The 250-nt window shown below is 66.0% G+C and carries 1 protein-coding gene; it reads right to left on the bottom strand.

Annotated elements, in window-relative coordinates; all coding sequences use genetic code 11:
* On the bottom strand, nt 1-250 hold a 250-nt coding region (locus Q673_RS0118285), incomplete at both ends, for a citrate/2-methylcitrate synthase (protein ID WP_031217903.1).

The following is a 250-nucleotide window of genomic DNA, read 5'->3' as shown; positions in this document are numbered from 1 at the left end:
TCGATGCCGAGCTCGGCCAGCACCTCGTCGCAGGTCTCCTTCATCACCTTGGCGCGCGGGTCGAAGTTGCGGTAGACGCGGTGGCCGAAGCCCATCAGCTTGAAGGGGTCATCCTTGTCCTTGGCCTTGTCGATGAAGCGCTGGATGTTCTCCTCGGAGTCGTCACCGATCTCGTCGAGCATCTTCAGCACCGCCTCGTTGGCGCCGCCGTGGGCCGGCCCCCACAGCGCGGCGATGCCGGCGCTGATGC

Source organism: Halomonas sp. PBN3 (assembly GCF_000475415.1).
In the GTDB taxonomy this organism is placed as follows: Bacteria; Pseudomonadota; Gammaproteobacteria; order Pseudomonadales; family Halomonadaceae; genus Halomonas; species Halomonas shengliensis.
Note: the sequence above shows the minus strand (reverse complement) of the source record. Positions and strands in the feature narration are given on the sequence as shown.